29 protein-coding genes and 1 tRNA gene are annotated in these 24,903 nt (G+C 38.2%); 20 read left to right on the forward strand and 10 right to left on the reverse strand.

Going from position 1 to position 24,903, the window contains the following annotated elements; translation table 11 throughout:
• Positions 1 to 31: 31 nt before the first annotated feature.
• Positions 32 to 658, reverse strand: a complete 627-nt coding sequence (locus HCB49_RS01785) for an FMN-dependent NADH-azoreductase (protein WP_185603930.1) — start codon at positions 656 to 658, stop codon at positions 32 to 34.
• 169 nt (positions 659 to 827) lie between these two features.
• Between HCB49_RS01785 and HCB49_RS01790 the strand changes: the two genes are divergently transcribed.
• Complete coding sequence (locus tag HCB49_RS01790; protein WP_185391565.1) at positions 828 to 1,283, forward strand: MarR family winged helix-turn-helix transcriptional regulator; 456 nt, start codon at positions 828 to 830, stop codon at positions 1,281 to 1,283.
• The gene (locus HCB49_RS01795) at positions 1,280 to 2,221 is read left to right on the forward strand and encodes an NADP-dependent oxidoreductase (RefSeq protein ID WP_185603931.1); all 942 of its coding nucleotides are present in this window, start codon (positions 1,280 to 1,282) and stop codon (positions 2,219 to 2,221) included. The genes HCB49_RS01790 and HCB49_RS01795 overlap by 4 nt, the downstream gene beginning before the upstream one ends.
• Positions 2,222 to 2,319: 98 nt before the next feature.
• Here HCB49_RS01795 and HCB49_RS01800 read toward each other — a convergent pair whose 3' ends face one another.
• A complete protein-coding gene (locus HCB49_RS01800) occupies positions 2,320 to 2,562 on the reverse strand; it encodes a hypothetical protein (protein WP_185420225.1) in 243 nt (80 codons plus the stop codon).
• A 106-nt stretch (positions 2,563 to 2,668) separates the two neighbouring features.
• Here HCB49_RS01800 and HCB49_RS01805 point away from each other — a divergent pair, with 106 nt between their 5' ends.
• Positions 2,669 to 4,420 carry a glycerophosphodiester phosphodiesterase gene (locus HCB49_RS01805; protein WP_185603932.1) on the forward strand — a complete coding sequence of 584 codons (1,752 nt, stop codon included), beginning with the start codon at positions 2,669 to 2,671 and terminating at the stop codon, positions 4,418 to 4,420.
• 39 nt (positions 4,421 to 4,459) lie between these two features.
• Here the strand turns inward: HCB49_RS01805 and HCB49_RS01810 are convergent, their stop codons facing one another.
• Positions 4,460 to 4,954 carry a DUF5067 domain-containing protein gene (locus tag HCB49_RS01810; protein WP_185390766.1) on the reverse strand — a complete coding sequence of 165 codons (495 nt, stop codon included), beginning with the start codon at positions 4,952 to 4,954 and terminating at the stop codon, positions 4,460 to 4,462.
• Positions 4,955 to 5,033: 79 nt separating this feature from the next.
• Complete coding sequence (locus tag HCB49_RS01815; RefSeq protein WP_185603933.1) at positions 5,034 to 6,176, reverse strand: serine/threonine-protein kinase; 1,143 nt, start codon at positions 6,174 to 6,176, stop codon at positions 5,034 to 5,036.
• Positions 6,177 to 6,282: 106 nt separating this feature from the next.
• Between HCB49_RS01815 and HCB49_RS01820 the strand changes: the two genes are divergently transcribed.
• The 5 genes from HCB49_RS01820 (at position 6,283) to HCB49_RS01840 (ending at position 8,662) form a co-directional block, all read left to right on the forward strand.
• Positions 6,283 to 6,738, forward strand: a complete 456-nt coding sequence (locus HCB49_RS01820; protein ID WP_185396807.1) for a hypothetical protein — start codon at positions 6,283 to 6,285, stop codon at positions 6,736 to 6,738.
• A 55-nt stretch (positions 6,739 to 6,793) separates the two neighbouring features.
• A complete protein-coding gene (locus HCB49_RS01825) occupies positions 6,794 to 7,186 on the forward strand; it encodes a DUF1398 domain-containing protein (RefSeq protein ID WP_185603934.1) in 393 nt (130 codons plus the stop codon).
• Between the two features lie 96 nt (positions 7,187 to 7,282).
• Positions 7,283 to 8,023, forward strand: a complete 741-nt coding sequence (locus HCB49_RS01830; RefSeq protein WP_185603935.1) for a sulfite exporter TauE/SafE family protein — start codon at positions 7,283 to 7,285, stop codon at positions 8,021 to 8,023.
• 84 nt (positions 8,024 to 8,107) lie between these two features.
• Entirely contained in the window at positions 8,108 to 8,386 is a 279-nt protein-coding gene (locus HCB49_RS01835; RefSeq protein ID WP_185390771.1) for a hypothetical protein, read from the forward strand.
• A 15-nt stretch (positions 8,387 to 8,401) separates the two neighbouring features.
• Positions 8,402 to 8,662 (forward strand): DUF3116 family protein, encoded by a 261-nt coding sequence (locus HCB49_RS01840; RefSeq protein WP_185480610.1) that lies wholly within the window; start codon positions 8,402 to 8,404, stop codon positions 8,660 to 8,662.
• Positions 8,663 to 8,692: 30 nt separating this feature from the next.
• On the opposite strand, the gene HCB49_RS01845 is transcribed toward HCB49_RS01840, so the two are convergent.
• The 3 genes from HCB49_RS01845 to HCB49_RS01855 form a co-directional block, all read right to left on the reverse strand.
• The gene (locus HCB49_RS01845; RefSeq protein ID WP_185480609.1) at positions 8,693 to 9,136 is read right to left on the reverse strand and encodes a GNAT family N-acetyltransferase; all 444 of its coding nucleotides are present in this window, start codon (positions 9,134 to 9,136) and stop codon (positions 8,693 to 8,695) included.
• Between the two features lie 30 nt (positions 9,137 to 9,166).
• Positions 9,167 to 9,868 carry an SGNH/GDSL hydrolase family protein gene (locus HCB49_RS01850; RefSeq protein ID WP_185480608.1) on the reverse strand — a complete coding sequence of 234 codons (702 nt, stop codon included), beginning with the start codon at positions 9,866 to 9,868 and terminating at the stop codon, positions 9,167 to 9,169.
• A gap of 85 nt (positions 9,869 to 9,953) precedes the next feature.
• On the reverse strand, positions 9,954 to 11,633 hold the full coding sequence (locus HCB49_RS01855) for a DUF6044 family protein (protein WP_185603936.1): 1,680 nt from the start codon (positions 11,631 to 11,633) through the stop codon (positions 9,954 to 9,956).
• A 160-nt stretch (positions 11,634 to 11,793) separates the two neighbouring features.
• Here HCB49_RS01855 and HCB49_RS01860 point away from each other — a divergent pair, with 160 nt between their 5' ends.
• From HCB49_RS01860 to HCB49_RS01880, 5 genes are all read left to right on the forward strand, one after another.
• Complete coding sequence (locus HCB49_RS01860) at positions 11,794 to 12,069, forward strand: hypothetical protein (protein ID WP_185587594.1); 276 nt, start codon at positions 11,794 to 11,796, stop codon at positions 12,067 to 12,069.
• Positions 12,070 to 12,116: 47 nt separating this feature from the next.
• A complete protein-coding gene (locus HCB49_RS01865; protein WP_185603937.1) occupies positions 12,117 to 12,647 on the forward strand; it encodes a cysteine hydrolase family protein in 531 nt (176 codons plus the stop codon).
• A 75-nt stretch (positions 12,648 to 12,722) separates the two neighbouring features.
• Positions 12,723 to 13,427, forward strand: a complete 705-nt coding sequence (locus HCB49_RS01870; RefSeq protein ID WP_185604495.1) for an HAD family hydrolase — start codon at positions 12,723 to 12,725, stop codon at positions 13,425 to 13,427.
• Positions 13,428 to 13,540: 113 nt separating this feature from the next.
• Positions 13,541 to 13,957, forward strand: coding sequence for an Rrf2 family transcriptional regulator (locus HCB49_RS01875; RefSeq protein WP_008947058.1), 417 nt, complete (start codon positions 13,541 to 13,543; stop codon positions 13,955 to 13,957).
• 11 nt (positions 13,958 to 13,968) lie between these two features.
• Complete coding sequence (locus tag HCB49_RS01880; protein ID WP_185603938.1) at positions 13,969 to 14,562, forward strand: class I SAM-dependent methyltransferase; 594 nt, start codon at positions 13,969 to 13,971, stop codon at positions 14,560 to 14,562.
• Between the two features lie 68 nt (positions 14,563 to 14,630).
• Here HCB49_RS01880 and HCB49_RS01890 read toward each other — a convergent pair.
• Positions 14,631 to 14,720 (reverse strand) — tRNA-Ser (locus HCB49_RS01890).
• 84 nt (positions 14,721 to 14,804) lie between these two features.
• Between HCB49_RS01890 and HCB49_RS01895 the strand changes: the two genes are divergently transcribed.
• The 5 genes from HCB49_RS01895 to HCB49_RS01915 all read left to right on the forward strand — a co-directional run bounded on the left by HCB49_RS01895 (position 14,805) and on the right by HCB49_RS01915 (position 20,084).
• Entirely contained in the window at positions 14,805 to 15,338 is a 534-nt protein-coding gene (locus HCB49_RS01895; protein ID WP_185603939.1) for a DUF3267 domain-containing protein, read from the forward strand.
• A 63-nt stretch (positions 15,339 to 15,401) separates the two neighbouring features.
• On the forward strand, positions 15,402 to 16,319 hold the full coding sequence (locus tag HCB49_RS01900) for an aldo/keto reductase (protein ID WP_185390782.1): 918 nt from the start codon (positions 15,402 to 15,404) through the stop codon (positions 16,317 to 16,319).
• Positions 16,320 to 16,584: 265 nt separating this feature from the next.
• Positions 16,585 to 18,462, forward strand: a complete 1,878-nt coding sequence (locus tag HCB49_RS01905; protein WP_185603940.1) for a heavy metal translocating P-type ATPase — start codon at positions 16,585 to 16,587, stop codon at positions 18,460 to 18,462.
• A gap of 98 nt (positions 18,463 to 18,560) precedes the next feature.
• Positions 18,561 to 19,289 (forward strand): DUF2238 domain-containing protein, encoded by a 729-nt coding sequence (locus HCB49_RS01910; protein WP_008947063.1) that lies wholly within the window; start codon positions 18,561 to 18,563, stop codon positions 19,287 to 19,289.
• Between the two features lie 144 nt (positions 19,290 to 19,433).
• Positions 19,434 to 20,084: a transaldolase family protein gene (locus HCB49_RS01915; protein WP_185603941.1), complete on the forward strand. Its 651-nt coding sequence runs from the start codon at positions 19,434 to 19,436 to the stop codon at positions 20,082 to 20,084.
• Positions 20,085 to 20,127: 43 nt separating this feature from the next.
• On the opposite strand, the gene ltaP is transcribed toward HCB49_RS01915, so the two are convergent.
• Positions 20,128 to 21,948, reverse strand: coding sequence for a lipoteichoic acid primase LtaP (ltaP, locus tag HCB49_RS01920; RefSeq protein WP_185603942.1), 1,821 nt, complete (start codon positions 21,946 to 21,948; stop codon positions 20,128 to 20,130).
• A gap of 234 nt (positions 21,949 to 22,182) precedes the next feature.
• Here ltaP and bcaP point away from each other — a divergent pair, with 234 nt between their 5' ends.
• Together bcaP and HCB49_RS01930 are read left to right on the forward strand one after the other, a co-directional pair.
• The gene (gene bcaP, locus HCB49_RS01925; RefSeq protein ID WP_185603943.1) at positions 22,183 to 23,574 is read left to right on the forward strand and encodes a branched-chain amino acid transporter BcaP; all 1,392 of its coding nucleotides are present in this window, start codon (positions 22,183 to 22,185) and stop codon (positions 23,572 to 23,574) included.
• Positions 23,575 to 23,663: 89 nt separating this feature from the next.
• A complete protein-coding gene (locus tag HCB49_RS01930; protein ID WP_185603944.1) occupies positions 23,664 to 24,503 on the forward strand; it encodes a VOC family protein in 840 nt (279 codons plus the stop codon).
• An 83-nt stretch (positions 24,504 to 24,586) separates the two neighbouring features.
• Here the strand turns inward: HCB49_RS01930 and HCB49_RS01935 are convergent, their stop codons facing one another.
• Positions 24,587 to 24,871: a hypothetical protein gene (locus HCB49_RS01935; RefSeq protein WP_185603945.1), complete on the reverse strand. Its 285-nt coding sequence runs from the start codon at positions 24,869 to 24,871 to the stop codon at positions 24,587 to 24,589.
• Between the last annotated feature and the right edge of the window lie 32 nt (positions 24,872 to 24,903).

A 24,903-nucleotide genomic window follows, 5' to 3' on the forward strand; every position in this document is an offset into this window, starting at 1 on the left:
GTAGAGAGCTACTTTCACGGTTTTTGATTAATTAAAAGATTTTAGCTAACTCAACAGCTTCTTTTGCACCAGCAGAGATAATATCTTTTGCTTGGTCAGGTTTTGCATTGTGACCTTCTACAATAACCATTTCTGGTTCGGAAATACCAAAGTGAGCTAATACATTTTTTACATAGCTAAGGGACATTTCAAAGCTTTGCATTGGGCCATCAGAGTAAATACCACCGCGAGCGTTAAGCAGTGCAATTTTTTTGTCAGCAACTAAGCCAACTGGACCGTTTGCAGTATATTTGAACGTTTTGCCAGCTTGATTTAAATAGAATAAGTACGTTAAAAATTGGGCTGGAATACTGAAGTTCCAAAGTGGGAACGCCATCACGATTTTGTCGGCAGCTAAAAATTGATCTAAGTAGCTATTCGCAATATCAGCTAAGCGTTTTTCTTCTGGACTTAATGCTTCACCAGCTGCTTCTTTATGTAATCCACTCATCATTGTTACATCATAATAAGGTAGATTTGCTTCGAATAAATCTAATTCTGTTACATTATCGTCCGGGTGGGACTTTTTGTATTCAGTTAGGAAAATTTCGTATAGTGCCACGCTGACTGAGCGTTCGGCGGGTAAACCATTTGCTTTGATGAAAAGTACGTTTGTCATTACATCTTGCCTCCATTTTAAATTAAATTATCTATTAAGTGTAGCGTATTTTGGATAGCAACAGCAAGTAAATTGCTTACAAAAAATTAGCCACTAATATTTGAGCAGATATTTTGTGCTTTTAGAAAGGAAGCGTATAATAGTTGATATATCATTTGACGTGTCAACTATGGAGGTGGAAACGCTGAAACCATGTACAGAACGATCAGAATTACTTTATCGGATGCATTTGTTATCCAAGGAAATTAGCCATGTGTTTGAACAGCAAACGAATATGAGCTTTACGAAAGTGGAGATTTTATTTCATATTCAACAAACACCTGGTCAGAGTCAAAACCGACTACGAGAAAAGCTTTATATTGATTCGGCGAGCATCACCCGCCATTTAAAGCGAATGGAAGAGCAAGGTCTTATCGTTCGGAAAAAGCAAGACGAGAACAAACGCTATACGTATTTGTTTTTAACACCAGCTGGCGAGGCAGAATTAGCTTCCTTATTGTTGGAAAAAGAAAAATTTCAGCAAGCAGCTTTAGAAGCATTTTCAGAAGAAGAAGTGAGTGCGTTACTTAAATCAGTCACAAAAATGATGAATAATGTAGAGAAAATGGAGGAGAAGTTAAAATGAAAGCAGTTGTAATTGAAAATTATGGTGGCAAAGAAGAGTTAAAAGAAAAAGAAGTAGCAATGCCAAAAGCGGGAAAAAACCAAGTGATTGTCAAAGAAGCAGCGACATCAATTAACCCAATTGACTGGAAACTTCGTGAAGGATATTTAAAACAAATGATGGACTGGGAATTCCCGATTATTTTAGGATGGGACGTAGCGGGTGTTATTTCCGAAGTTGGTGAAGGCGTTACAGATTGGAAAGTTGGCGATGAAGTGTTTGCTCGCCCTGAAACAACGCGTTTTGGTACGTATGCTGAGTATACAGCGGTAGATGATCACTTACTTGCACCACTTCCAGAAGGTATTAGTTTTGACGAAGCGGCATCGATTCCACTGGCTGGCTTAACTGCATGGCAAGCATTGTTCGATCACGCAAAACTACAAAAAGGTGAAAAAGTCTTGATTCATGCGGGTGCTGGCGGCGTTGGAACACTGGCGATTCAACTTGCAAAACATGCTGGAGCAGAAGTAATCACAACAGCTAGTGCGAAAAACCATGAATTACTAAAATCGCTTGGAGCAGACCAAGTCATTGATTATAAAGAAGTTAATTTTAAAGATGTCCTTTCTGATATCGATGTCGTGTTTGACACAATGGGCGGCCAAATCGAAACAGACAGTTACGATGTATTAAAAGAAGGAACAGGACGTTTAGTTAGTATCGTCGGCATTTCCAATGAAGAACGTGCGAAAGAAAAAAAAGTAACAGCAACTGGAATTTGGCTTCAACCAAACGGCGAACAGTTGAAAGAACTAGGCAAATTGCTTGCTGATAAAACGGTTAAACCAATCGTTGGCGCAACTTTCCCATTCTCTGAAAAAGGTGTTTTCGACGCACATGCATTGAGTGAAACGCACCATGCGGTAGGAAAAATAGTCATTTCATTTAATAAATAAGATTTTCGAGAAGCTAGATGCTGTCATCTAGCTTTTTTTGTTGTTTGCTGGAATATGGTAGATGGGCTATAATAGCAAAAAAAGGTGGAGCGGGGTTTTCAGTCTTCTATAAGAAAGGCAAGGTCACTCGCTACTTCTAAATCACTAAGTTGTTTCGCGATAATATCCGCACCAGTGTTAAGAAAGAGAGCCATTTGACTGAGCGTGCGGAGACTAATGTCGGAAGTACGAATATCTTTGTCGATAAGCTTCTGCAAAGTGCCTTTTTTTAAGCGAGTATTTGATTCGATATCAGTGGCAGTAATATGATTATTTGCTAACAATTGTTCAATCGGATGCATCATTTCACCTCGTTTCAATAGTTAACTTTATGAATTAATTATAACTAAATTTGCTTCTTGGATAAACTATAAAGCCTTGAAAATCGAACGAAAAAGGGAGAAGCAAATGAACGATTTAAAAGAAAGTTTTAAAGTTTTGTATCAGTTTAAGACAGATTATCTCAAAGTAACATTATTATTAACCGTTTTGCAGGCATTTGTCATTGGGCCATTTATTTATTATTTCTTTTTCTTTATTCTCCGGGTTATCGGAGTGCCAGGCATTACAGATGCTAATCTAGGGGAGATTTTTTTCAGCCCGGTTGCAATTATTTTGTTGTTGGTTTTAGCTTTTCTCATTTTATTATTTGTCTATTACGAACTGGGTTTCTTTATAATGATGGCGATTTATCAATTACGAGGGGAAAGTTATTCGGTCCTCAAAATCATCCAGAGGCTTAATATAAAAGCGAAATATTTCCTTAGTTATCAAGCGATTTATTTTCTGCTATATTTCTTTTTACTTTTGCCAATTGCCGGATTATCTTTACCGATTACGATAACAGAAAATCTTTATTTACCGCATTTTATTACAGACGAACTAATGAAAACGACGACAGGAACATGGCTTTATGTTATTGCAATTGCGCTTATTTTCTATATTAGTGCGAGACTTGTGTTTGCTTTGCCGTATTTCATTGAAGATAAGTCGCTTAAAATAAGTGGAGCTATTCGAAAAAGTTGGAAATACCCGCAAAAACGCTTATTTGTGATGCTACTAAAATGGATTTTAATTATTGTTGTGATTGGCTTTTTAGTGTCTATTATTGCGACGCTTATTATGTTACCGCTACTTTTGGTAGAAAAAATAACTCCGGGAATTGCGGTAGTTATAGCTGGTGTTACCTTAACAATACTTCAAGTGATTGGTTTCTTTGTGGCGGGGATTTTCCAAGGAATCATTGCGCAGTTATTAGTGAAAAACGCCTTTGATTTAGATGCGCAGTCGGATTCTGTAGCACGTAGTCAGTTTCCACATAAAAAACGCTTTATTATTGCTGGGATAATCGTTTTCCTTATTTTTAGTAGTTTTAATATTTATGCAGTGAACGCGACTTTATATGAGCCAAACACGAAAATAATTGCTCACCGCGGTGATACGATGAATGCAGTTGAAAATACGGTCGAAGCCATTGAATCAGCTGCAAAAGCAGGAGCCGATTACAGTGAAATTGATATTCAAGAAACCAAAGACCACCAGTTTGTGGTTTTTCACGATATGACGCTGAGAAGGCTAGCTGGAAGTTCTAAGCGAGTAGCGGATATGACATTAAAAGAATTGCAACAAACCAGAATAACAAGTGGCGACTATTCATCTCACATAGCCTCTTTCGATGAAATTATCAAGACAGCGAAAAAGAATAAGATAGATTTACTCGTGGAAGTGAAGCTGCACGGCGGGGAATCGAGCGATATGGTAGAACGACTTGTTAGCCTATTAAAAAAAGAAAAGGTAACAGATAAATATTTAGTCCAATCATTGAATCAGCCTGTTATGGAGAAAATAGAACAAGCCGACCCTACGCTGAAAACGGGCATCATTTTAGCACTCAATATTGGAAATCTACCAAAAACATCAGCAGATTTTATTGTTTTAGAAGATTTTTCTATCAATAAGCGATTACTAACACAAGCCAAACAAAACAATAAAATGGTGTTTGTTTGGACGGTAAATAAAGAAAAACTAATGCAAATGTATTTACGGAAAAATGTAGATGGAATCATCACCAATTATCCTAAAAAGGCAATAGAGCTTAGGGAGTCGTTTAACGAAAATGATTCTTTGCGAAGTCGTATTGAAAATAGGTTAGGATTTTAAATAAAAAAGCCGCAAACAGTAGTTGTTTGCGGGCAATTCTTATTTTAACTCAAATGATTTTTTAACAGAGTTTTTGCTGAAGCTGATTAATTCTTTTGCTTCTACATCGACTTTGTTTTGGGTATCTTGTAGTTTGTAAAGTTCGGTTACTTCTAAAGTCCCACCAGGTTGTACGTCTTTTTCAGATCCACCCATACTAGCATCAGCTGATACGGTTGTTTCTAGCTGAGTACTATTTTGGAATGCTTGTTGATCAATAGCTACCATGAAAGAAATATTTTCTTTACTGTTATTCGTGAATTTAGTTTTAATTGCGATAGCATCGTTCCCTTCAAAATCCTTAACTACTTCTGAACTAAGAATTTCTACTTTGTAATCCCCAAGTTCATTGGAATCTGTTTTCTTTTTCGTCTCGGCTTTTGCTGTTTCTGTTTTTTCTGTGCTTGCTTTATCCTCAGTCCCACCACATGCAGTTAGTGCTAGGGCAAAAGTAACAATCCCCATTAATAATAAAACGCTTTTCAATTTTTTCATTTTCTTCTCTCCTTCATGTTTTATCTGTCTCTATTAGACCATGCGAAGAGAATAAAAGTCCTATGCAGTGGGCATAGGACTAGGAAAAGATTTCATTATAAACACCGTAAATAGATATGCAAACAATAATATAAATGACAATGCCTGCTTTCCTTGTACTAGGAGAGGAGGATTTAAGTAAAGGCAATTTGGACCAAATACCACAAAGATTAGTAAAAATGACAAATGCAGGAACGATTAGAAAGAAATTGTTAAAAAAGTTTACTGTTGGTGACATTTTGACGCCCTCGGTTGGCGGGGTGAATAAACCAAATAGCAAGAATATATAACCTAATACGCCGACAATCATTTTCCAAGGCGTTCCGGTTCTAAATCCGGGAATGTGTTTATACCATGGAATGAAGTCTTTTTCGTAGTCCGCTGATACATTTTCCCATTCAGATTCAGTAGAAAAATTATCTAACTCTGTGAAATCCGACAATTCAGAGACATAACTTGGGCCGAGCGAATCGTTTTTGACTGCTGTTCTGAACTCTTGAATGGATTGATAACGCTGTTCAGGATCAAAGGCTGCTGCTTGCATCGCTATTTTTTCAAGCGAGGTGGCTTGTTCTTTATCAGGTAAAGTGTTTTTTCCGAGTAGTAGTTCCAGCATCAGAACACCGATACTATAAATATCCGACCGGGCATCTGTTTGAGAGTAACCATATTGTTCTGGGGCTGCATAACCGATTGTGCCGAGATTGACAGTGTCTTGATTTTTGCCGACTTCAAACACACGGGAAGCGTCAAAATCAATTAATTTCAATACGCCGTCGCTAGAAATCATAATGTTAGATGGCTTAATATCTCGGTGAATAATCGCATTCGCATGTAATTCTGTAAGTGCATCAGACAACATCAACATTAGTCGCGTCACTTCATCCGCATCAAACGTAGTATTTGTTTTCATTAAGTCCGCCAAATTTTTACCATTTATGTATTCTTCATACACAATTAATTGATTACCATTTGGAATCAGTACTTCAATTTTAGGTAAGTATTTGCTAGATAAATTTTTAAGCTGCTCCATCACAGGTGCGAAGCTGATTGGAATTACTTTACGTACAAATAATTCTCCAGTAGATGTATTTCTCGTTAGCACAGCAGGGTTTTCTTTATTATTTAGATTATCTAATTCTTTATATTGTTCTTCTATAAAAGCGAGTGTCATTTCTCCCATTTATCTAAAATCCCTTCTACACTTTATAGTGAAATTATAGCATGAAGCATAGTAGTCGGGTAGATATTTCATGCTATAATGAAAAAAACAGTCGGGGGTGTGCCTTATGGATGGGGAAAAAGAGACAAGCAAGTTACTTCATGAATTAAAAAAAGCGACCAATTTACGCCAAGTGTTAGATGAAAACGAGGCGGAATTTAAATCAAGCGAAATGGTTACATATTTAAAAGAATTACTAGCAGAGAAAAAATTAACAAAAGCAACCGTCATTCGTGCGGCTAGACTTCATGAAACATATGGATATCAAATTTTTAGTGGGGTTAGAAGGCCGTCACGTGACCGGACAATCGCTCTTTCTTTTGGTTTTCAACTATCAGGGCTAGAGGCAAGTAGATTGCTAAAATATACAGAATATCCGCCACTCTATGCAAAAAATCGGCGGGATGCAATTATCATTTTCGCATTAGATCATGGCTACACACTGGACCAAACCAATGACTCATTATATGACCTAGAAGAAGCATTGATCGAAACATACAAAGAGGAAAAACCGCTTGTTTAGATTTAACTAGAAATCGTGTATAATTTAGGAAGACCTAAATGATTGGAGACTAGTTATGATAAATGAACAATCGATTTTACAAGCAGCAACAAGTGAAAAAAACGCCGGAGACTTTCCTAAAGTAGTTCAAGGTTTCAAAGATCTCGGTGTAACTAAATATCAATTTTTAGTCCAAAAGGGCGTTTATGTCTTTTGGGATGAAACGGATACTCGAGTAGAATCTAAATTAAATGGCGTTTCTATGCCAGTTGTAGAAGAAGTTTCCAGCGAGAAAATGAAAGATGCCATCAAACAAGCACAAGCAGGGAAAATAGATTTTGAAACATTTATTAAACTAGCTGGGTTAGCAGGTGTCGGACTGTGGGAAGCTGATTTAACTGCAATGAGAGTAACCTATATAGATAATGCTGGAAATGATTTAGTAATTGAACCAATTCCAAGCATTTAAAATGCAAAAGACAATAATTTATTGTCTTTTTTTAGTATTTTTAAATATAGAAATTATGTTATGCTGAGAAGGTTGAAAGAAGAGAGGTAAAGGACAATGGATATTATCACATACTTTCTGATTGCACTAGGCACAAGTGTTGTAGGGAGTTTTTTAGGGATTGGTGGCGGAGTTATTCTTTTGCCGATTCTACTCTTAATGGGTGTTTCTCAGGGGACGGCGGCATTTAGTTCGGCGCTTACCGTATTCACGATGGCGATTTTCACGTGTAGTATTTATTATAAACGGAAGCAAGGGAATGTAGGATTGGCGCTGAAAATCGCGGTAACTAGTATTCCGACGACTTTTCTTGGCGCAATGGTGAACCAAATGTTACCAGAAGCAGTTTATCGCTTTTTATATGGAGCGTTAATTGTTGTTTTACTAGGGATAATGATTTGGAAAAAGAAACGACACAATGAAAAGCCACATTTTTTAAGTAAATATCGTATAATTCCCTATGTATTTGGAGTGATTATTGGATTTTTAGCTGGATTATTTGGCATTGGCGGAGGACCTATCGTCATACCGATTTTATTACTCATTTTCATGCTAAATCAAAAGACAGCATCCGCGACATCAAGCTACGTGACGTTACTTACATCACTCGCAAGCATCGGTTCCTACGCGCTTATTGGCGGTAGTGATTTTTCCATTGGGATTTATATGATACCAGGGGCGATAATTGGTGCTTTGATTGGAACACGACTAAATAAACTCTTAGATGAAAAATGGATTGCGATTTTATTCAACATTTTACTCATAGCCCTATTTGCTTTAAATTTAATTAAAAATTAGTTCAGAACAAGCTATTCAGGTAGCTTGTTTTTTGTTGTCCTAGGCATTTTTATGTTAAGCTTAACGAGAGTAGGAGGGGTTAAGATGAAAAGGAAACCACAAGATTTTGCTGCATTTTTACTAACAATCCTAACTGTAACTTGGATAATTTTGACTTGGGGATTACATATTTCTGATATTGTACCAGGAGGAGAAAAAGGTGTATGGTATAAAATAATTCCGCTATTTTTAGGTATTATTTCCACCATAAGTGTCTTTTTTGTGAAGGAAAAACTGGTCAAATGGATGTTGCTCGGATTTAACATATTATTATTAATTTTGATTTATTTCGTGTATCATATTGGGGAAATAGGGATGTTTTAAGCGGGAGTTGATTGGATGGACGAACCAACGAAAGCGGTAATCTATCAAATTTTATCTAAAACAGAAGAACCGAGTGCGACGATGGATCACTTGATTTTTGAAATGATGGAATTTCCAGGAGCTGCGGCTTTTACTAAAAATGAGTTGTTGTTCGGCGTATATTGGCTTGAAGCGCAACATTATATTTTCAGAAGCACAGAAAAGCAAGTTACGAGATATTACCGAACGCCAAAAGGACATGAAAAGTTGCTTGAATTAGAGCATCTCAAAAAATGACATTATTTCCTAGGAAATAATGTCATTTTCTTATAAATATTTTGCCATTGTAATATCCGTGTTTTGAAAACCGACTTTGTTATACAAACCAATGGCTGTTTGATTGTGTGCGAAAACATGAAGTTCGATTTTCGTAATCCCCATTTCTTTCGCGAGTGTATCCAATGCAGCTAATGTTTTTGTGCCAAATCCTTTACCTCGGAATGCTTCGAAAATCACAAAATCATAAATAAAAGCTGTTTTTCCGGAAAGTGTTTCGTCCACATGGAACCATAAATAGCCGATTTTTTCCTCATCGACAATCTTGCAAAGGTACTCGTTTGGTGTCGTAATGCCATCGTATAGCAACTTATTGAAGCTGTCTTGGGATTTTGCTAAGGATTCCTCTTCGTTCCAAGTGCCTGCTTCGACTTTTTCTTTCGCATAATCTGTAATTGCCGTGGATAAAAAATCTTCTAAATCAGAAGTAGTCATTTTTTGTAATTGTAAAATAAAAATTCCTCCTTATACTTTGTGGAAACTTGCGTACTGAATAAATTTGTGCGACATGGCGATATGACCAGCTTCATTCGGGTGAATTCCGTCTGCGCAAAGTAACTTTTCATAATGGAATTCAGCAAGAAAACTATCGCGAATATCAATAATATGGCTTCCAGTTTCGGTGGCAATTCGCGAAATAGTATTGCTATAACGTTCCTGCCAGCGATAAATCATTTGCACATCGCCACCTAGAAATTGCAAAATGTTTTCTTTGTTCAGCCCATCTCGCGTAATAAAGTCAAAATAACGTTTCGCGTGAAGGGGTGGCAAGGTCATTAAAACAGGTTTAATATCCAGTTTTTTAAGACGTGCAATCATTTCGAGAAGTTGCGTTTCAAAAACGGCAAGTGGTGTGCTAGGGATGTGTTCCGCTGTCGGATTTTCGGATACTTCCGCCCAGTTAAAATCACAATCATTTCCGCCAAATTCGATGATGGCGATATCATTTGTCGCATCTTTTGCTAAGTCTTTTGTTAGAATTTCGTGGCCTTTAGTTATCGTACGACCCATTGTGGAATGATTTTGAAAAGTTAGGCCAAGTTTTTCAGATGCTCGTTTAATGCAGTTGTTTTTTAGCAACGTATAGCGATTTTTTTCAGGATTGAAAAGAACACCTTTCATAATACTATCGCCCCAAACACCAACTGACTGAATGGTTTTCTTCATAATCATCACTCCTTTTATTAATCATACCACAAAAAAAGCGAAAGACGCGATTTGTTCTCTAGGGAAAAATCGCGCCTCACGCTTTTTAATTAGCTACTTTGTACAAATAAATTTTCCAGTAAGATTCTTTGTTGTTGAACGCCTTTTCAAATTGAAGCCCGACATCTGATGCGTTGTCAATCGGAACAGCGGACAAAATATACTCACCGCCAACCGCTTTAAATGCCTCGGAATTAAAATCTAGCTGTTTAATATGTTTATCTGAATCCTTCCCGAAGTCATAATTTTTTCCTAACTCAGCAGAAAATAAATAACAACGATTGCCCCAGTTATCATAATAATCTTCTAAAACAGGGCTCTTATCCAACTCACCAGCAATAATTTTCCGGAAGGCCTTTTTATAAGCTAGCGGATAGGAATTAACGTAGCCATCCACCGTATAAAAACCATTTTCCTGAGAGACAGACGGATGCAGCCCAATGCTACCAACGCGGTAACTTGACTGCGGTTTACCGATATAATCTTTAATTTCTTCAAATTGCTCCGTCGCATAAAATTGATTAATGCTTGGCGAGCCATTTCCGGTGCGATAGTAAATCTCAGAATTATTAGCGAAAACAACCACGAGCTGTAGCACAATCGCTACATACGCCAGCTTCCGCCACCAATTTCCTTTTTTGATTAAATAAACGATTGCAAGTGCAAATAATCCATAAAATAAAAACGGCTGTAAAAAGTGGAACCGCGAAAAATTAAACGTCCGCATGATTTCGACCTGTTCTTTAATTACGTTCCAACCTCGGTACCACCAAAAGCCATACCAAAAAGATAAAAATAAATTAAATCCGAACAACCATAAAAATAGCTTTTCTTTCACCCATTCGCGCTTAACGATGATGAGCACAAGGACAAGAAGTAAAATCGGCAAAATAACAAATCCAGCCAGTGCCTGATCATGCGTATGGCCATTAATGAAATTTTTAAAACTCAGCCGAATCGAACTTAAAAACGATAACTGCGGTAAACTAAATTCACTCCTCGAATCTGGCTCGGGGTGCAAAAACATCCCATAAATAAAGCGATAATTCACCAAGGCGTAAAGCAAGCCCATATAAACCATACTAAGCAAAAAACGGATATTGACTTGTTTTTTCTTAATCACATCATATAGCCAAATACACCCAACCATCACTAAAAAGAAACAAAATCCTAATATTAAACTTGAGTAAAATGGAAGCAATGTCAGTATGACCACATTCCAAATGCGTCGCCGATTGTTTCGAATGTTTAAAAATGCCCATAAAGCAAGCGGCATTCCAAGCGTACTTAGCATACCAGATGGCCAAAATGGCGTCAGCGCAAAAGCTAAGGAAACAAAATAGAGTGGCACGAGAAATTTTTTATCTTTGATAAGGTAATCCCTCGCCCATAAAAATAACCCTAAAAATGCAAACACACGTGTAATTAATTGACTCACCGCAAATGCAATCGGTGCACTGAAAATCATATAAAGCCAATCAATGCCAACAAACTCTGAATCAAAAGAATCTCTTGGGACACTATCATCCATTATCTGATCGATATTTGCCGTCCCCACTTTTGCGGTATAATCTCCGCTATCCAAAACCATTTTGTACCAGGTCATATTGGAATCCAAGTTATCATGAATTCTCACGTGACTATTCCCGCCAAGAATAAATAATGGAGCGACATAAATTGCCAATAACAGAAGTGCGACGATTAGCCACTTATGCTTCTTCCACATAATTCTCCTCCTTTTCTTTCTCTATATTATGTATACCCAAGAAAGCCAACTCCAATTATAACAAAAGAAATGCCATTTGTTCATTCAAAAGGGAACAGCCAGTTTTCGCCTGCTTGTAATCGGGGTATAAAAAGAGAAATGAACTAAGGGGGGCTTCATGATGAAAGAAGAACTATTACAAGCAATCGAAGTCGGCGAGCCAGTTTTACTCGTAACAGCAATTGGTTATATTGTAGGAATCGTGGAAACGAAAGGAGAATTAATCCGTTTAACAGATGTGTATATCAACTGTGTATCGGCCTCGCGAGTAAACCGTTTCAGCCGAGGACTCGCCGTGAATGTCAATCAAGTCATTGGAATGCAGCTATTAAGTAAGGCTGAGAAAGCGGAAATGATAGGCGGCTGGAAAGCATATGTGGCACCAACAGCAGGATAAATAGGTATGCTATAATGAATGGAAAAAAGCGCGGAGGTTAGAAGGAAATGATTTTACTAATTGTTGATACGCAAAAATTAATTATGACGACTGATTTGTATAATTTCGACTCACTTGTACCTAATATTGAAAAATTAATAGAGACTGCTAGAAAAAACAAGGTGGAAGTCGTTTATATCAGACATGACGATGGACCTGAAACAGATCTCACTAAAGACAAAGAAGGCTTTGAAATTTACGGAAAATTTGCACCAGTTAATACCGAAAGAATTTTTGATAAAACAGTAAATAGTGCTTTTAAAGGGACTGGACTGTTAGAATACCTACAAGCAAAAGGCACGAAAACCATTATTATAGCAGGATTACAAACAGACTTTTGTATCGATGCAACAGTTAAATGTGGATTTGAACATGGTTTTCAAATGATAGTCCCAGCTTTCGCGAACTCAACAGAAGCAAATGAATTTATGACCGCTGAAAATAGTTATAAATACTATAACGAATGGATGTGGCCTGATAGGTACGCCAATTGCCTTTCTATAGAAGAAACGATTAATGAAATGAGCAAGAGAGCCTAGGCATTACGCCTAGGCTCTTTCTACTTTTTCGATTTAATGATAGAGTAAAAGGAGTGAATTTTGCAGGAGGAAATGATGATTAATTTGATTTTTGATATTGACGATACTGCCTATGACCAACTAAAACCATTTGAATCTGCTTTTAAAACTGTTTTTGGAACAGCTAATCAACTGAAAATCGAAAGTTTATATGTTAAAAGTAGATTTTATAGCGATGAAGTATATCACCGTGTTGTACGAGGCGAAATGCCAAAAGCGGAAATGCACGTTTACCGAATTACGCAGGCATTAGCAGATTTTGACTACCAAATCACGAAAAGAGAAGCCGAATCATTCCAACGCGCTTACGAACAGAATCAACGTAAAATCGAACTTTCGCCGGGAATTAAAGAAATTCTCACTTGGGCGAAAAAGAACCAAATAACGATGGGAATTATTACAAATGGCCCAAAAGAACATCAACAACATAAAATAAATGATTTACAAATAAATGATTGGATTCCTGTAGCGAATACTTTTATTTCTGGGAAAGTTGGAATTGAAAAGCCAGATAAAAAAATATTTGAGCTAGTAGCAAAGCAAATTGGAATTGATGGAGTGGAAACGTATTATATTGGCGATTCGTTTGAAAATGATGTTATTGGATCAAAAAATGCTGGATGGCATTCGATTTGGTTGAACAGACGAGGTCATTTGGAGCCGGAAGATGCAGCGTACTATCCCGATTATTGTGTTGAAAATGAGCAAGAATTATTTGCACTTTTACAGGAGATATTTTAATTATTGAAGACCTTTTTCCGTTTTTGGGAGAAGGTTTTTTAGTTATGAATTGACAATTTTAGTTAACGAGGATATTATAGAGTCATTAAGTCTTTAATTAAGAGGGTGAAAATATGAAATTCTCGAAAGCAACGAATTATGCGCTACATACGATGGTTTATTTAGCGAATTTATCACCAGAAAAATCTGTTGGTGTGAAAGAACTTGCGACCAAGCAAAATGTATCACCAACGTATTTATCTAAGGTGTTAACAATGTTAGTAAAAGCTGGCTTTGTTGAGTCAGTAACGGGCGTCAATGGCGGTTATAAGCTAGCAGAACCTGCAAGTAGCATTAGTTTTCTAGATGTCATTCAAGCAATTGAGGGAAAGGGTGCATTTTTCCATTGTGACCCTAAAAACCATAGCGAAAGCCAGCCACACTGCTTAATTGGCGAAGTGATGAATAAGGCAGAGCAACAGATGGATGACTATTTAAGCAAGCAGACAGTAGGCAGTATTGTCGTAGAAATTGAAAAACATCAACATTAAGGAGTGCTAAAATGAAACATCATCATAATCATCACGGGGAAGCTGGATTTAAACGAAAAGTAGATTATTTGGATCGACCAGAACGGAACAATGTGTTGTCGCCAGAGGACTTTTTGAAAGCTATGCCAATCGAAAAAACCGCGAGCATTTTAGATTTAGGGGCGGGAACAGGATTTTTAACGATTCCAGCTGCAAAATTGGTTGATAATACAGTTTATGCATTAGATTTAGATGCGAAAATGTTGGAATTAATTGAGGAGAAGGCGAAAGGTGCGGAGTTGGCTAATGTAGAGACGTTAGAAGCGAGCATGGATGCTATTCCGCTTGAAGCCAGTTCGGTGGATATTGTGCTTGCATCGCTCGTGTTGCATGAAGCGAGTTCGCTTACGGATGTTTTGCGTGAAGTAAGTAGAGTTGTGAAAACGGGCGGCTATTTCGCGAGTTTGGAATTTGATACGAAAGGGACTGATTTGAAGGGACCACCAATGGAAATTCAGATTTCTGCGGAGAAATTGAAGGAAGAGCTTGCGGGATTTGGATTTGAAGTGGTGAAGAATTGGCAGTTGGATGAGGGGATGTATGTGAGTATTGCGGTGAAGAAGTAACATCAAAAAGGTTCACGTCTAAAAATAGCAATCAAAGCTATTTTTAAGCGTGAACCTTTTTATTTCTACGGAGAAACGGGGATTCGAACCCCGGCGCGGCATACACCGCCTAACAGATTTCGAGTCTGTCCCCTTCAGCCGGACTTGGGTATTTCTCCACTGTGACATAGAATACCGACAAGAAGTATTGTATAATAAAACTAACGAAAATACCAGTGTTTTTTATAAAAGGAGTGGGCTGAATGGAAAGAAAATTGGTTCAAGAAATAAATTTACTGGAAAATAAAAAGTTAGTGATGAATTTGAATATTGTTGCGATTGTTATTGTGCTTGTATTAACTGTTTTAGGGATTGTTTTTTCAGGCGGGTTCCAGATTACAAATGGTTTGGCGGGGGTTATGTGGCTTGGCGTAGGTTATTTAGTAGCAATTGTTATTCACGAAGCCGTACACGGGATTTTCTTTAAAGCATTTCGTCCAGAAGCAAAAGTGAAATTTGGTTTTAAAAATGGGATGGCTTATGCGGGCAGTCCGGGAGCGTTTTATACGAAAGCGCAATTTTTTATTATTTCGATTGCGCCATTTATTGTGCTTACGGGTTTGTTCATTTTTCTGCGCTTTCTTGGTGTGAATGAAGCAGTTCTTTATTTGATCTTTGCGCTACATACGTCAGGTTGTGTGGGGGATTTTTATTACTGCATTCTTTTGATTAATCAGCCGACTGGAATCGTTGTTGAGGATACGGATAAAGGGATTAATTTTTATTCAGAAGGTTAAGTTTGGTAACGATTACAACAAAGTGTTAGAATAAGGATATACTTTTAGAAAGAGGTGCTTGGTTTGAAACGTATAACAATTGGTAATAGCGCTTTAACAGCTTCAGAAATTTCGCTTGGATGTATGAGAATGGCGGATCTTAGTAAAGAAGATGCAAACAAAGTGATTAATACAGCACTTGAAAATGGCATTGATTTTTTTGACCACGCGGATATTTATGGCGGCGGTAAATCAGAGGAAGTCTTTGCTGATGCGATTGATATGAATGCAACAATTCGTGAAAAAATGATTCTTCAATCAAAATGTGGGATTCGTCAAGGATTCTTTGATTTTTCCAAAGAGCATATTATTTCATCTGTAGAAGGTAGCTTGAAGCGCCTAAAAACAGATTATTTAGATACACTTTTACTTCATCGTCCAGATACACTTTTCGAACCAGAAGAAGTAGCTGCGGCTTTCACTGAGCTTGAAAAAAGTGGGAAAGTTCGTCACTTCGGTGTAAGTAATCAAAACCCGGGGCAGATTGAGCTACTTAAAAAATATGTTGACCAAGAATTAATTGCCAACCAATTGCAATTTAGCATTATGCATACTGGTATGATTGATACTGGTTTTAATGTGAATATGACGATTGATCCTTCGCTTGATCGTGATGGCGGGATTTTGGAATATAGTCGTTTAAATAATATGACTATCCAAGCTTGGTCTCCGTTCCAATTCGGTTTCTTTGAGGGCGTTTTCTTAGATAATGACAAGTTCCCTGAATTAAACAAAACAATCGACAAAATTGCTGCTGATAAAGGTGTAACCAATTCAGCGATTGCTGTTGCATGGATTCAGCGTCACCCTGCAAGCTTCCAAACAGTGGTTGGGACAATGAATCCTGGAAGAATTGCGGATATCGCTAAAGCTTCTGATGTAACGCTTAGCCGCGAAGAATGGTACGAAATTTATCGTGCTGCGGGCAACCAATTACCATGATTTATACTGACACTTGGGCGTTATGCCTGAGTGTTTTTTTGCGCAACAAAGTGATAGTGAAACTCATTCTCAATTACAAAACAATTTTATCAATTAGTTTGAAAAGATTATTTATAAGTGCTATAATAACAAGTGAGTTAGGGACGCCTATCTTGGGAATTAATTATAATAATTATTGTTTAATCTGTTTTTCGCGCTTGCGAAAGCAGATTTTTGTGTTTTTTAGGGTAATGGGAATCATTATCATTTGGAGAGGATGAGCATAATGAAAGCATGGATGAAGCAGAATTGGCAATTTATAACGACTGGTATTAGTGGGGTTTTGATTATTATTGGTTGTTTAGTCGGCGGTGATGTCGGCGATTTTTGGACAGCAGTTATTTTCTTGAGTGCGTTTATTATCGGTGGTTTTGAGCAAGCGAAAGAAGGAATTCAAGCAACAATTAAAACGAAGAAATTGAATGTCGAACTGTTGATGGTTTTGGCAGCTACTGGTGCATCGATTATTGGGTACTGGTTTGAAGGCGCAATACTTATCTTTATTTTCTCTGTTAGTGGTGCGTTGGAAGCTTATACGACGAATAAAAGTAAACGAGAAATTACGAAATTAATGGCTTTTCAACCAGAACGAGCTTTTCGGTTACTTGCGGATGGCGATTTAGAGGAAGTTGCAGCAAAAGATTTGCAACTCGATGATAGGGTATTGGTTCGGCCGGGGGAAAGTGTTCCGATTGATGGCGTCATTGTTCGTGGTTCGACAACTTTAAATGAAGCAGCAATCAATGGCGAATCTGTACCAGCGATGAAAACGATTGGGGCGGATGTGTTTGGCGGGACGGTCAATGTGAGCAGTGCCATCACAGTTAAAGTAACCCAAACGTTTGATAATACGATTTTTAGTAAGATTATCCGCTTAGTGGAAACGGCTCAAAGTGAACCTTCGAAAACCGCGCGTTTTATTGAACGATTTGAAGATGCTTATGTAAAAGCAGTTCTATTATTTGTATTAGTAATGATGTTTTTACCGCATTTCGCATTAGGGTGGTCGTGGAATGAGACGTTTTACCGGGCGATGGTTTTACTAACGGTTGCTTCTCCTTGTGCGCTCGTTGCTTCGGTAACCCCGGCGACTTTAGCGGCAATTTCTAACGGTGCGCGCCACGGGATTTTGTTTAAAGGCGGCGTACACTTGGAAAATCTGCGCGGTGTAAAGGCGATTGCATTTGATAAAACAGGAACGCTGACGAATGGGACACCTGAACTTACGGACCGATTATTCGCAGATAATGTCGATAAACAGCAAGTCATCAATGTGGTTGCTGCGATGGAACGGCAGTCTTTGCATCCGTTAGCTGCGGCGATAACGCAAGATTTAGAAGCAGAAATTACTGAAAAATTAGCAGAAATTGAAGTGACGGATGTGCCTGGTTGGGGCGTGAAAGCGGAATATAACGGGGAAACATGGCAAGTTGGTAAGGCTGGTTTTGTCGGCACAGAAGCGGCTGCTAAATTTTCCAATGGTGCGTTTGAACGGCTTGCTAGCGAAGGAAAGACGATTGTTTATATTGCTCGAAATAGCGCTGTATTAGCAATGTTTGCTCTGAAAGATACTTGTCGCCCCGAAGCAATTCGCACAATCAAAGCACTTCAAGCAAAAGGGATTAAAACGATAATGGTAACCGGAGATAACGAACAAACTGGCGCGGCAATTCAAGCTGAACTGGGGATGGATTATGTCGTATCAGGTTGCTTACCAGAGAAGAAAGTAGATGTATTAAAAGAACTATCAACTACTTATGGCAGCGTAGCAATGGTTGGTGACGGAATCAATGATGCCCCAGCGCTTGCTCATGCGGCTGTAGGGATTGCGATGGGCGAGGGAACAGATATTGCGATGGAAACAGCGGATGTCGTCTTAATGAAAAATGACCTGGAAAAAATCCCTTACGCGTACACACTTTCCGAACGACTTCACTGGATTAGTTGGCAAAATATTTGTTTCGCGATTGCGGTCATTCTTGTCCTTATTACAGCGAACGTCTTCCAATTAATCAATTTACCTTTTGGGGTTGTCGGACATGAAGGAAGTACAATTTTAGTAATTCTAAACGGACTTAGACTTCTTCGCACCAACCGAAAATAGTGATTTATTTGACTGCTCGTCTATTCGTAGTCTAAGATAGATGAGCAGTTTCTTTTTGCGGAAAAAGGGGTATTGCATGATAGATTGGAGATGAGTGCATGAAGAAAATCAACTGGACACAATGGATAGCACTATTTGTTTTTGCATCAATGGGGATTTCCGTGGTCTTTACTATTTACGAAATTTTCACCGCACCAATAAAGCAACCGGCAACCGGGCCGCATGTAACATTACGAGGGGATTATATATTTTTACTATTTGAAATTTTGTTAGGAATTTTTATTTTGCTGTTACCTTCGATTATTGCACGTCGCTTCAAATTTGAAATACCGGGTCTTGTGTATATTTTATTTATTGTCTTTCTGTACGGCTCGATTTATCTCGGTACTGTTCAAAAATTCTACTCAACCGTGCCACATTGGGACAAAATTTTACATACGTTTAGTGGGGCGATGCTTGGGGCAATTGGGTTTTCATTCGTCAGTTTGCTTAACGCTAATGACAAAGTAGTGATGAAACTGAAACCGGGCTTTATAGCTGTATTCGCGTTTTGTTTCGCGGTAACGATGGGGGCTTTCTGGGAAGTGTATGAATATACGTTTGACGGGTTTCTCAATCTGAATATGCAGCGTTATAACCTATCTAACGGCACTCCGCTCACTGGTCGTGCAGCATTAGAAGACACGATGACAGATATTATTGTCGACATTATCGGCGCGTTATTTATTGTTATTGTTGGCTATTTTGCACTGAAAAAAGGCCGACCTTGGATGGAACGCTTTGAATTCAAACGAAAAAATTGGAAAAAAGAACCGAAGAAAAAATAATCGCAACAAAGCATCTGCGCGTCTATGCAGATGCTTTTTTAGTTGTACAAAAGCGCCAACAACTTTGGGGCCGAGAAACAATTGACTGGATCTTAGAACTTTTCTACACTTAAAATGAGAAGAAAACTTTGAAGGAGTGAGGAAATGTTTTTAGATACGGGGAATTTAGAGGAAATAAAGAAAGCGCTTCAATTTCCGTTTTTTGAAGGTGTAACTACTAATCCGACTATTTTATTAAAGGAAAATCAGCCGAGAAAAACGCAAATCGCCAACATTTCAGCAAAATTGGTATTTGTTCAAGCGGCTGGGCTAACGGAAGACGAAATCTGGGAAGATGTAGCGCGAATTCAAGCAATTGAGCCAGCGAAAGGTACGACGATTAGTTTGAAAATTCCAGCCCACGAAGCCGGCATCAAAGTTATTGCTAGAGTACGCGCTGAGTTTCCAGAGGCAATTATTCTCGCAACTGCGATTTTCTCATCCGAACAAGGTTATATTGCCGCACTTTCTGGGGCCGATTATTTAGCACCGTACTACAATCGCATGGAAGTGAGCGGGCTAGATGCGGCAAAAACAATAGAAGAATTACGCTACGTGCTAGATTTGCAAGGACTTGAAAACGTGAAAATCATGGGAGCAAGTTTTAAAAATAGTCGCCAAATCATGCAGGCTCTAGTAAGTGGGGCGGATACAGTGACAATTGGTTACGACTTATTCTTACAAATGATGAACAAGCCACTGGCACTTGAAAGCATCGAAAAATTTAACGAACATCAAGCCGCTTTACCAAAATAAGCGAAAAAGGAAGTATCCAGCATATCCGGATACTTCCTTTTGTTTATTTATCTTCGTCTCGTAATGGTAAATTGTTTACGTAGCTATCGGAATACTGCAAGAGTTTTCGGCTAGCGTCAAAGCGTTTCTTGACTTCGCTTGAAAGTTCTTTATTCGTGCCGTCATAGTTCGTTGCTGCACCAGTTTCAAAACTTTCGTCTGGTTGGTACATGTACGAATTGGTGAAATAGCTTCCTTCTGGCATCGTATAGCGTTCGGGAACGTAATTGTTGGATGAATTGAGAATATCGGTACCGAACATAATTTGGTCGCCGGTTTTAATACCAAGTAAATTCATCACAGTTGGCATAATATCAATTTCGCCACCAACATTGTTGATTTCGCCAGGGTTTTCCATGCCTGGATAATGCAAGAAGAACGGGATACGGTAATCATCGGCCGGGTCAGCTTTAAGCTCGGTAGAACGATTGACGTATTTTTTTTGTTCCTCAGGTAGTTGATCAGTTTTGATAATGTGGTGATCGCCGTAGAAAACAACTACAGAATCGTCCCAAATGCCGCTATCTTTCAGTTTTTGAATGAACTGGCCAAGTTGTTTATCTGCATAATGAACCGCTTCGAAATAGTTACCAAGCTCTGTATCTTTTAAATCATCTGGTAAAGTAATTTCTTGCTTATCTTCTGGAATATCAAATGGCATATGGCTACTTACGCTAATCAATTGCGCATAGAATTTTTGATTATTCTTATATTGCTCTTCTAAAATTGGGAAAGCCTTATTGTAAAGCACTTCATCGCTTGGAGAGAAACCAATCACATCTTCATCACCAAAGAATTTACGATCATAAAACTTATCAAATCCAACTGCCGGATAAAATTCATCGCGATTATAAAAACTAGCATCATTTGTGTGGAAAGTCGCGGTTTTATAATCATTTTTACCAAGTAAACGCGGCATGGACGGGATTACCCGGTCGCCGTATGTTTGAGTGTTGGTGTAGTAACCACTTGGGAAAGTCGACGTATAAACCGACCATTCCGCATCAGCTGTATTGGATTTAGAAACCGTTTGGAAAAATTGGTTGGAATACATTGTTTCGTTTTGTAAACTGTCTAATGTTGGCGTAATCGATTGACCGTTAACCTTGATGTTCGTTAAATTACGCTGGAATGACTCGAGTTGAACGATGATAAGATTTTTACCTTTAGCAGCACCGAAGTAATCGGGATTCGACTTAACGGTCACGCCTTTAATATCATTGACGTTTTTGGCGGTAATATCAGCGGCTTTTACATGGTCGGCGCCAGTAAGTGCGGTACTAATATTAAACGTGAAAATCCCCATTCGTTTTGCTCGTTTGGAGTCACTGATAATGTTTTGTTGCATCATGAAATACGTAAAACCACTTAAAACAAGCAAAGTGCTTACAAAAGATACACCATAAACGCGGCTAGTTATACGAAATGACGGGAACTCGTGCCCTTTTTTTATGTTGAAGTAAAGAATAAATGGTAGTAAAACGATATCTAGAATGTATAACCAGTCAGTTCCGTTTAGCAGACTTGTCGCACTGTTTTTAACGACGCCAACTTCACCGATAAGAGAGAAGCTGTGGTAAGTCGGAACTTCATTATAAAACCGGGCATAAAGCACACAAACGAGCATTAAAATCCCGATGAATAAAGACATTCCTGCATACCAATAAATATGCGAACGAACCGGTGCAAATAAATGAATCAGTCCAAGAAGTAATACGATAAACAGCAGGTCCATTCCAAGTGCCAAGAAGTTAGGATCTTTAAAAATCTGGAAATAGGCAAAAGTGAACTTACCAATAATTAATAAAAAATAAAATAAAATCAACTGAATTCCTCTTTCTAGCATGCTTTGTGACGAATACGCACAAATCCATTCCTTCTAATTTTAGCTCAATCGTGCGAACAGTGCAAATCATGAAAGATGATTCTGATATATTTGGGTAATAGGTTCTAGTTTAGGAAAGATTGATTAGTTTTTGTGTTTTTTTTCACAAATCTATTGACCTTTAAAGTGTAAAAGTATACTATTTTAGAAGACAATAAAAAGGTAGGAGACAAAATGAATTCATTATTTAGAAGAAAACCGATTGAAGATTTAATGCAAAATAAAAGTGGAAGTACACATTTAAAGCAAACTTTAGGGCCATTTGATTTAACGTTGCTTGGCGTTGGGGCAATAGTTGGGACAGGGATTTTTATTTTACCTGGGACAGTGGCTGCGAATAATGCTGGGCCAGCGATTATCTTTTCCTTTGTGATTGCGGCAATAGTTTGTGCGATTGCAGCGATGTGTTATTCCGAGTTTGCGTCCAGTGTGCCCGTTGCCGGGAGTGCCTATACATATGGTTATGTCGTATTTGGAGAGTTAATTGGCTGGTTACTTGGTTGGGCGCTTATTTTGGAGTACGGGCTTGCTGTGGCTTCTGTTGCGAGTGGTTGGTCTTCTTATTTAAATGCGCTGCTTTCCGGATTTCATATTGCGATTCCGCAAGCGATATCTGGGCCTTTTAATCCAGAAGTAGGTACATTTATTAATTTGCCGGCGATTATTATCGTGCTTGTGATTGCATTTTTACTAACACTTGGAATAAAAGAGTCGACGCGTGTAAATACAATCATGGTTGCTCTTAAAGTAGGGGTTATTTTACTTTTCTTAGTAGTAGGTGTGTTTTACGTTAAACCGGATAATTGGCAACCGTTTATGCCGTTTGGAATGAGTGGTGTGATGAATGGGGCGGCGTTAGTCTTTTTCGCTTATTTAGGCTTTGATGCGGTATCGTCAGCGGCGGAAGAAGTGAAAAATCCTCAGCGAACTATGCCAATCGGAATTATCGGTTCGTTACTTATTTGTACGGTATTATATGTTGCGGTTTCCGCTGTTTTAACTGGAATGGTGCCTTACACAGATTTAAACGTAACGGATCCAGTAGCCTATGCTTTGCAAGTGATTAATCAAGATTGGGTAGCTGGGATTGTGTCACTTGGCGCGGTCGTTGGGATGATTACGGTTATTTTAGTGATGAGTTACGGTGCGACTCGGCTAATTTTTGCCATGGGTCGTGATGGTTTATTGCCAAAAGTACTCGCTGAAATTAACCCGAAATACAAAACGCCTGTTAAAAACACCTGGATTTTTGCGGTAATAGTCGCGATTATTAGTGGGCTTGTTCCATTAAATAAATTGGCAGAATTAGTAAATATTGGGACACTTTTAGCATTTATGATGGTGTCGATTGGCATTATTTTCCTACGTAAAAACAAAAGCATTCAAGCTCGAGGTTTTAAAGTGCCATTTTATCCTGTATTACCAATCGTGTCATTTCTATTATGTGCGTTTTTGATTAGCCGTTTATCCGTTCATACATGGATTCTTTGTGGGATTTGGTTTGTTATCGGCTTGATTGTGTATTTTGCATATGGTAGAAATCATAGTGAATTACTTAAAAAATAATTAACTTACTTTTTGTAAGTCGTTTTATTGGAATTCGAACGCTCCTTATGTTGTAATGAATGTATTACAATAAAAGGAGCGTTTTTAACATGGTGGAGATTAGTGAAAAATTACGACTTGGCGAAGTAGTCTTAAATGTAGGTCATTTAAAAGAGATGGCAGGGTTTTATCAAGAAGTTATTGGTTTAACGTTATTAGAGGAAAATGAACGAATGGCTCGACTAAGCGTGAGTGGTTCCGATGAGGCGTTACTTGTGCTTAAAAAAATCAGTCATGCGGTGGTTCCGGAAGTACCGCGCATTGGTTTGTTTCATACGGCATTTCTTTTGCCAACGCGGGAAAGTTTGGCGGATGTACTTACGCATTTGGCTAAGTCGGGTTATCCGATTGATGGTGCTGGTGATCACGCATACAGTGAAGCACTTTATTTACATGATATTGAAGGAAATGGCATTGAAATTTATGCCGATCGTCCGAAAAATGAATGGATGCGCGATGGGGATGGAAATTTGCCAATGGTAACCGAACAAGTGGATGTGGATGGATTGCTACAAATTGCGTCAGGCAAACCTTTCACTGGAATGCCAAGTGGAACAATTATTGGCCATGTGCATTTGCAAGTGGCAGATGCGGATAAGGCCGAAGCATTTTACAAAGAGGCGCTAGGAATGAATTTGACCACAGCGATACCGTCAGCGAGATTTTTTGCAGCAGGGGATTATCATCATCATATTGGTTCTAATATGTGGGCTGGACGTCAATTGGAAAATCGTCAGGAAAATGAAGTGGGACTGGCTTGGTTTACGATTATAACGCCTGACAAAGAAGCGATAACAGCTAATTTAGAACAACAAGGATATGAAGTAAAACGCTTTGAAAATACCATTTCAGTGACTGATTCGAACGGTATTAAGATTCATTTTAAATAAAAAAAGAACTGTTTAAGCGAAAAATGAGCTTAAACAGTTTTTTGATGCGATAATAAGGGAAAGGTAGATTAGACTAATTATTTTTAATGCTTACGTTGCATGGTTTTCTTGAAAAACCAATTGCTTGATTGAAAAATGGTTTGGAAGATTAAAACGATACCAATTCCAAGTGTTAAATAAGAAAGCGCTAAGGCTGCATTGTCTGGGAATGAATTTTGTACAGCGAGAAAGGTAATAAAGAAGCCACTATTGGCGCAAAAAGCTATCCAAAACCAAGATAAACCACTAAGTTTGCTTACTACAAAAGAAAGGGCAGAGACAGTTGCTGCTAAAACAATTCCTGTAACTATCATAGACGTAAATTCCATTTTCATCGCTCCTTTGTCATAAATGAATTATT

This window comes from Listeria cossartiae subsp. cayugensis, assembly GCF_014229095.1.
Classification (GTDB): domain Bacteria; phylum Bacillota; class Bacilli; order Lactobacillales; family Listeriaceae; genus Listeria; species Listeria cayugensis.

Excerpts from the sequence above, each read along its gene's own strand:
- HCB49_RS01785 (WP_185603930.1), bottom strand. The coding sequence starts at position 658 with ATGACAAACGTACTTTTCATCAAAGCAAATGGTTTACCCGCCGAACGC.
- HCB49_RS01790 (WP_185391565.1), top strand. The coding sequence starts at position 828 with ATGGAGGTGGAAACGCTGAAACCATGTACAGAACGATCAGAATTACTT.
- HCB49_RS01795 (WP_185603931.1), top strand. The coding sequence starts at position 1,280 with ATGAAAGCAGTTGTAATTGAAAATTATGGTGGCAAAGAAGAGTTAAAA.
- HCB49_RS01800 (WP_185420225.1), bottom strand. The coding sequence starts at position 2,562 with ATGCATCCGATTGAACAATTGTTAGCAAATAATCATATTACTGCCACT.
- HCB49_RS01805 (WP_185603932.1), top strand. The coding sequence starts at position 2,669 with ATGAACGATTTAAAAGAAAGTTTTAAAGTTTTGTATCAGTTTAAGACA.
- HCB49_RS01810 (WP_185390766.1), bottom strand. The coding sequence starts at position 4,954 with ATGAAAAAATTGAAAAGCGTTTTATTATTAATGGGGATTGTTACTTTT.
- HCB49_RS01815 (WP_185603933.1), bottom strand. The coding sequence starts at position 6,176 with ATGGGAGAAATGACACTCGCTTTTATAGAAGAACAATATAAAGAATTA.
- HCB49_RS01820 (WP_185396807.1), top strand. The coding sequence starts at position 6,283 with ATGGATGGGGAAAAAGAGACAAGCAAGTTACTTCATGAATTAAAAAAA.
- HCB49_RS01825 (WP_185603934.1), top strand. The coding sequence starts at position 6,794 with ATGATAAATGAACAATCGATTTTACAAGCAGCAACAAGTGAAAAAAAC.
- HCB49_RS01830 (WP_185603935.1), top strand. The coding sequence starts at position 7,283 with ATGGATATTATCACATACTTTCTGATTGCACTAGGCACAAGTGTTGTA.
- HCB49_RS01835 (WP_185390771.1), top strand. The coding sequence starts at position 8,108 with ATGAAAAGGAAACCACAAGATTTTGCTGCATTTTTACTAACAATCCTA.
- HCB49_RS01840 (WP_185480610.1), top strand. The coding sequence starts at position 8,402 with ATGGACGAACCAACGAAAGCGGTAATCTATCAAATTTTATCTAAAACA.
- HCB49_RS01845 (WP_185480609.1), bottom strand. The coding sequence starts at position 9,136 with ATGACTACTTCTGATTTAGAAGATTTTTTATCCACGGCAATTACAGAT.
- HCB49_RS01850 (WP_185480608.1), bottom strand. The coding sequence starts at position 9,868 with ATGAAGAAAACCATTCAGTCAGTTGGTGTTTGGGGCGATAGTATTATG.
- HCB49_RS01855 (WP_185603936.1), bottom strand. The coding sequence starts at position 11,633 with ATGTGGAAGAAGCATAAGTGGCTAATCGTCGCACTTCTGTTATTGGCA.
- HCB49_RS01860 (WP_185587594.1), top strand. The coding sequence starts at position 11,794 with ATGAAAGAAGAACTATTACAAGCAATCGAAGTCGGCGAGCCAGTTTTA.
- HCB49_RS01865 (WP_185603937.1), top strand. The coding sequence starts at position 12,117 with ATGATTTTACTAATTGTTGATACGCAAAAATTAATTATGACGACTGAT.
- HCB49_RS01870 (WP_185604495.1), top strand. The coding sequence starts at position 12,723 with ATGATTAATTTGATTTTTGATATTGACGATACTGCCTATGACCAACTA.
- HCB49_RS01875 (WP_008947058.1), top strand. The coding sequence starts at position 13,541 with ATGAAATTCTCGAAAGCAACGAATTATGCGCTACATACGATGGTTTAT.
- HCB49_RS01880 (WP_185603938.1), top strand. The coding sequence starts at position 13,969 with ATGAAACATCATCATAATCATCACGGGGAAGCTGGATTTAAACGAAAA.
- HCB49_RS01895 (WP_185603939.1), top strand. The coding sequence starts at position 14,805 with ATGGAAAGAAAATTGGTTCAAGAAATAAATTTACTGGAAAATAAAAAG.
- HCB49_RS01905 (WP_185603940.1), top strand. The coding sequence starts at position 16,585 with ATGAAAGCATGGATGAAGCAGAATTGGCAATTTATAACGACTGGTATT.
- HCB49_RS01910 (WP_008947063.1), top strand. The coding sequence starts at position 18,561 with ATGAAGAAAATCAACTGGACACAATGGATAGCACTATTTGTTTTTGCA.
- HCB49_RS01915 (WP_185603941.1), top strand. The coding sequence starts at position 19,434 with ATGTTTTTAGATACGGGGAATTTAGAGGAAATAAAGAAAGCGCTTCAA.
- bcaP (WP_185603943.1), top strand. The coding sequence starts at position 22,183 with ATGAATTCATTATTTAGAAGAAAACCGATTGAAGATTTAATGCAAAAT.
- HCB49_RS01930 (WP_185603944.1), top strand. The coding sequence starts at position 23,664 with ATGGTGGAGATTAGTGAAAAATTACGACTTGGCGAAGTAGTCTTAAAT.
- HCB49_RS01935 (WP_185603945.1), bottom strand. The coding sequence starts at position 24,871 with ATGGAATTTACGTCTATGATAGTTACAGGAATTGTTTTAGCAGCAACT.